The organism is Streptomyces sp. NPDC127084, from assembly GCF_042724175.1.
Classification (GTDB): domain Bacteria; phylum Actinomycetota; class Actinomycetes; order Streptomycetales; family Streptomycetaceae; genus Streptomyces.
Window position 1 is genome coordinate 11141 of record NZ_JBHXFA010000153.1, and the last position, 5203, is coordinate 16343.

Genomic DNA, 5203 nt, shown 5'->3' on the forward strand with positions numbered 1-5203 from the left:
GATACGGCACTTCGCCTGATCTGGCGTTGTCAGCGCGCACGCCCGCAGCTCCACCCGGGCAACACCTGGGTCACGCCGGACAGCTACTTCTCGGTGATCGCGCCCGAGCTCGCCGCGGCGATCCTCAAGCGCGGGCCGGGTGACGCGCCGGCCACCGCTGACCAGTTGCGGCTGCGGCCCCAGGACCTGGTCGAAGCAGGGGTGGTGCGGGGAATCGTCGGCCCGGAAGCCATGGCAGAGCAGTCATGAATTCCATCACATTGGAGCGAATAACCTGGAATGGATAAATCACGCAAATCGCCATGAAAAGGCGAGAAGCGTAGCCGGGTTCTTCCGATTTCATCGCATTCGCGTGGGCTCCCGATGCCGGAAAGATCGACTTCTCCCCGGGAAGCCCGCTTAAGCCAGCCTTTCCGGAGCGCCCCTCCTCTGGTACACGTGGCAGTCCCGACAGCACCACCGGAAGTCACGCCATGGACCAGGACCTCACCCCTGACCACATATCCTTCTCGATCGACCTGACCTTCGAAGAGGCCAGGCGACGGGCTGAGGTCGTAGCCGCGCTCGGGCCCGACTGGGACCCGGTGGCCGCGCTGCGGGACGAGGAAGCGGCGTACTCCCTCCTCTACTCCGGCCTCGACGCCGAGCAGCAGCGCACCTACGACGCACTCGTCGCTGCCGGCGTGCTGCCGGACAACCCGGGTCGCCCCGGAGGGGAGCCCGGCCGTGCGGCTGCCCATTGACCCGCAGGCGGACATCGCCCGCCGCGCCTGGGTGCCCTGCCCGCGCTGCGACGACTCCCGCGACTGCGCACCCTGCGCCGAGCAGCGAAACTGCCGCGAGCACTGGCGCTATCTGATCTCCAACAAGGGCGCGGTCGTGCATCTCCAGTGCCCCGGATGTACGCACATGTGGTCGCTGGACACCCGCCGGCGTGGTGGCACCCGTCCGCGGTGAACCGTCACCACGGTGACGTGACACGGCCACATGGAGGACATGGCTTCGCCGAAATCCGCGCTCGCCGGATGTCGGGATCGTTCGCTGCGGCAACATTTGCTAGGCCTTGGGCGCGCAAGCGAATCGGCCTTCAGGGATCACCCTCGAACTCGCGGCCGGTTCGCTCCCACTGACTCGTCTTCGAGAAAGGTCCGGGATGCCCAAGCTCTTCGGCGCTGCCCTCCTCGCCCTGGCCCTGGCGGCCGCCTCACCCACTTCAGCGACGGCCACCGCGCCCGCGCCGACGGACACACCCACGGCGGCCGCGTTCGCGACGGCCACGCAGCCCGGCCAGATCCCCGGTCGGTACATCGTGACCCTCAAGGACGCAGCCGTGCAGTCCGACGCCACGGCCACCGTGAACGCGGCCGTCGCCCACGCCGCCTCCCTGGGTGCCACGGTGCGGCACGTCTACCGGCATGCCCTGTACGGCTACTCCGCGGCCATGAGCACGCGGGCGGCGGCCGCGGTCGCCGACGATCCCCGGGTGCAGTCCGTCCAGCCCGAACGGCGGGTGCAGGCCCTCGCGCAGACGGTCCCGACCGGTGTGGACCGGGCGGAGGCCGACCTCAGCCCGACGGCCGCCATCGACGGCAAGGACACCCGGGTCAACGTCGACGTCGCGGTGATCGACACGGGTGTGGACATGAACCACCCCGACCTGAACGTCTACAAGGCGGGCGCGAAGAACTGCTGGTTCCCCCAGCTTTCGGTGCTCGACCTGCACGGCCACGGCACGCATGTCGCCGGGACCGTCGGCGCACTGGACAACAACACCGGGGTGGTCGGTGTGGCACCGGGCGCCCGGATCTGGCCGGTGCAGGTGCTGAACCCGATGGGCCAGGGCACCACCGCGGACGTCGTCTGCGGAATCGACTACGTGACCCGGCACGCCGACCGGATCGATGTCGTCAACATGAGCCTCGGCGGAAACGGCGCCGACGACGGCAAGTGCGGAACGGTCAACAACGACGCGATGCACAAGGCGATCTGCGCCTCCGTCGCGGCGGGGGTGACCTATGTGGTCGCGGCGGCCAACAACCACGCCGACGCCAAGAACACCACCCCGGCTTCGTACGACGAAGTGATCACGGTCAGCGCGCTGGCCGACTTCGACGGCAAGCCCGGAGGTCTCGGCAAGGCGAGCTGCCGCACCGACCGGGACGACACCTTCGCGGACTTCTCCAACTACGGCGCGGACATCGATCTGATCGCGCCCGGCGTGTGCATCCGCTCCACCTTCAAGAACGGCGGCTACTCGGTCCTGTCCGGTACGTCGATGGCCGCACCGCATGTGGCCGGTGGCGCGGCCCTGTTCAAGGCGACCCACCCCGGCGCGTCGCCCGCAGCCGTCAAGGCCGCCCTGGTGGCGGCCGGTGGCACGGACTGGTTGTGGCCGTCGGAGGACGGCGACAACACCAAGGAGCCGCTGCTGAGGCTGCGCGGCTTCTGAGGCCCGGCCGCTGACCGGCAGTCACCGCGTTGACGCGGCGACCCCGTGAGCGGGGCTTCGAGGGCCCGCCCACGGGGTCGCCGGTTGCGCCTTCCTGTCGCTACGACACGGTGGCGCAGACGGCCCAGGCCGTGTACGTGATGGTGATCCCCAATTCGTTCTCGGCGACGACCCTCCACGCATTGTCAGCGGAGGGCCAGGACGCCATGAGGACGAGGTCGTCACCGAAGGCGTTGCTCTGGGGCCCGCCGCCGGTCACCACCTGACCGGCGTTCGGGCAGGTCACCGTGATGTCGCATTGGGTGTCGTCGGCGCATTGCGAGGCGTTGGACACCCTCGCGAACGTGATGTCGGAAGCGCCGGTTGCACCGGTCGGCCCCGTGTCTCCGGTGGCACCGGTCGGCCCCGTGTCCCCGGTGGCACCGGTCGGCCCGGTGTCTCCGGTCGGGCCGGTCGGACCCGTGTCCCCGGTCGGGCCGGTGGCACCCGTCACGCCCTGGAGTCCGGTCTCGCCGGTGGCGCCTGTCTCGCCGGTGGGCCCGGTCGGACCCGTGGGCCCGGTCGGACCCGTGGGTCCGGTCGGACCCTTGCATCTGTCCCAGCCGCCCAGCGCGTGGGCCACGGTGAGTCCGGCGGCGGCGGAAACGCTGCACTTGTCGTGGCCCGTGCCCGGGGCGGGCTTGTCGGATGCCATGGCCAGTGCGGGAGTCGTCAGGGTCAGCAGAGCCGTCGAGGCCATAAGGCCTCCGGTCAGCATCTTGGAGTAGCGGGGGATGCGGACGCTTCGCAGTCCAGCACGCATGAGTGACCTGCTTCCATCAGCGGATGTCTTTTCGGATCGGCGCACCACAACGGGAGCCGCCACGGCAATACTTCGCGAACGCCCCGCCGTACGCAGTGCGGGAGCAGCCAAACGGGTCCGGCTACGCGAGGGGGCTCCCGCGCTCCGCGCCGCGGGCTCGACCGTTCGAGCGACGCCACGGAGGCCGTTTGCGCGCCGAAGCCGTGGGACCGACAAACGCTGTCAAGAAAGCCCAGATAAGCCGAATAATTCGAAATCAAGACACAAACAAATCAGGAACACTTTCTACTCAAATTCACCCATAGAGTGCCTCCGGATCATCACAGACGATCTCCGCGCCCCGTCGTGGGCGGGGGCGTCATCATGAACACGGAGGTCGCCGTGCTCGGTCATCGGGCTCATCGCGTCGGACGCTCTACTCAATCGCGCAGAGACAGCACCTGGCGCCCTCTCAGGCGGGTGGCCACCGTCGCCTTCGTGGCGGTCGCCTCGCTGTCCCTGCCCGCCCTGCCGGCGAGCGCTGCACCATCGGACTTCATGTATGTGGCCGACTCCGACAACGGCGTCGTCCGGGTCGTCGACACCAGCACCGACACCGTCGTAGGAACGCCCATCACCGTGGGCAGCACACCCTCCGGGGTTGCCATGCTCCCGGACGGCACCAAGGCATACGTGGCCAACGCCGGTGGCGGGGGCAGCGTGTCGGTGATCGACACCGCCGCGGGGACCGTCAGCTCCACCATCGACGTCGGAGCGGGTGCGACGGGCATCGCCGTCACACCCGACGGCTCCAAGGTCTACGTCACCGAGTCCGGCGGCACCAGCGTCTCGGTGATCGCCACCGCAACCGACACCGTGTCCACCACCATCACCGTCGGCACCGCCCCGCTGGGCGTGGCCATCTCCCCTGACGGCGACACCGCCTATGTCACCAACAGCGGTACCGACAACGTCTCGGTGATCAGCACCGCCACCGACACCGTGTCCACCACCGTCACCGTCGGCGACGGGCCCGATGGAGTGGCGGTCACCCCCAACGGGGCCAAGGCTTACGTCGTCAACAACATCGCGGGCACTGTGACGGTGATCAACACCGCCACCAACACGGTCACCGGCGGCCCCATCACCGTAGGCGCCGCGCCGACCGATGTGGCCATCCTGCCCAACGGCTCCAAGGCCTACGTCGCCAACTCCGGCGACGACAGCGTTTCCGTGATCGACACCACCACGGACACCGTCGACACCACCATCACCACCAACATCGGCGACGCGCCCGTGGCGGTCATGGCCACCGCGAACGGCGAGAAGGTCTACACCGCCAACTCCGGCGACGGCACCGCCTCGGTGATCGACACAGCGACCGACACCGCCAGCCCCACCCAGTTGGCGATCGGCGGCGCACCTTCGAGCGGCGCGACCTCGCCGAGCCAGGGTGACACGGTGGTCACCTTCCAGGTCACCCCGACCGACGGACTGACCATCACCGTCCCCGACACCGCCACCCTCAGCGAGGCAGCGCCCGGCGGCACCGCCACCGGACAGCTCGGCGATGTCACCGTCACCGACGAACGCTCACTCGCCGACGCCAGCTGGGAGTCCACCGTCTACCTCAGCGAGGACTTCACCACCACCGGCGGCAGCCCCATCTCCGGAGACGCCGTCACCTACACCCCCGGCGCACCCGTCGCCCAGACCAACGGCCCCTTCACGGCCGGCACCGCGGGCGACCTGACCAACCCCCGTATCGCCTACAGCAAGACCAGCGGCTCCGGGAACAACAGCGTCACCTGGAACCCCACCCTCGACGTCGAGGTTCCCGTCGCGGCCGTCGCCGGCACCTACACCGGAACCATCACCCACTCCGTCGCCTGACGCACCCCATCGGTGAGGCATCGGCCTGTCTCTTATAAACAAAAGACGCAGCCCACGATAGTACGTGTGTATATCTCGGT

5 protein-coding genes and 1 pseudogene are annotated in these 5203 nt (G+C 68.9%); 5 read left to right on the forward strand and 1 reads right to left on the reverse strand.

The window, feature by feature from the left end; genetic code table 11:
* From ACFWI9_RS27735 to ACFWI9_RS27750, 4 genes and pseudogenes are all read left to right on the forward strand, one after another.
* Window positions 1-249: pseudogene (locus tag ACFWI9_RS27735) on the forward strand (hypothetical protein); the annotation flags it as partial.
* 224 nt (window positions 250-473) lie between these two features.
* Window positions 474-743: a DUF6400 family protein gene (locus ACFWI9_RS27740; protein WP_387166067.1), complete on the forward strand. Its 270-nt coding sequence runs from the start codon at window positions 474-476 to the stop codon at window positions 741-743.
* Window positions 727-957, forward strand: coding sequence for a hypothetical protein (locus tag ACFWI9_RS27745; protein WP_387166069.1), 231 nt, complete (start codon window positions 727-729; stop codon window positions 955-957). Before ACFWI9_RS27740 ends, ACFWI9_RS27745 begins: the two co-directional genes overlap by 17 nt.
* 196 nt (window positions 958-1153) lie before the next feature.
* Window positions 1154-2449, forward strand: a complete 1296-nt coding sequence (locus tag ACFWI9_RS27750; RefSeq protein ID WP_387166071.1) for a S8 family serine peptidase — start codon at window positions 1154-1156, stop codon at window positions 2447-2449.
* A gap of 100 nt (window positions 2450-2549) precedes the next feature.
* On the opposite strand, the gene ACFWI9_RS27755 is transcribed toward ACFWI9_RS27750, so the two are convergent.
* Window positions 2550-3251, reverse strand: coding sequence for a hypothetical protein (locus tag ACFWI9_RS27755; RefSeq protein WP_387166073.1), 702 nt, complete (start codon window positions 3249-3251; stop codon window positions 2550-2552).
* Window positions 3252-3710: 459 nt separating this feature from the next.
* On the opposite strand from ACFWI9_RS27755, the gene ACFWI9_RS27760 reads away from it, so the two are divergent.
* Window positions 3711-5123 carry a YncE family protein gene (locus ACFWI9_RS27760; protein WP_387166075.1) on the forward strand — a complete coding sequence of 471 codons (1413 nt, stop codon included), beginning with the start codon at window positions 3711-3713 and terminating at the stop codon, window positions 5121-5123.
* The last annotated feature ends 80 nt before the right edge of the window (window positions 5124-5203 follow it).

Bases quoted from the DNA above. Each gene is read 5' to 3' on its own strand.
- ACFWI9_RS27755 (WP_387166073.1), bottom strand. From the start codon at position 3,251: ATGCGTGCTGGACTGCGAAGCGTCCGCATCCCCCGCTACTCCAAGATG.
- ACFWI9_RS27750 (WP_387166071.1), top strand. From the start codon at position 1,154: ATGCCCAAGCTCTTCGGCGCTGCCCTCCTCGCCCTGGCCCTGGCGGCC.
- ACFWI9_RS27740 (WP_387166067.1), top strand. From the start codon at position 474: ATGGACCAGGACCTCACCCCTGACCACATATCCTTCTCGATCGACCTG.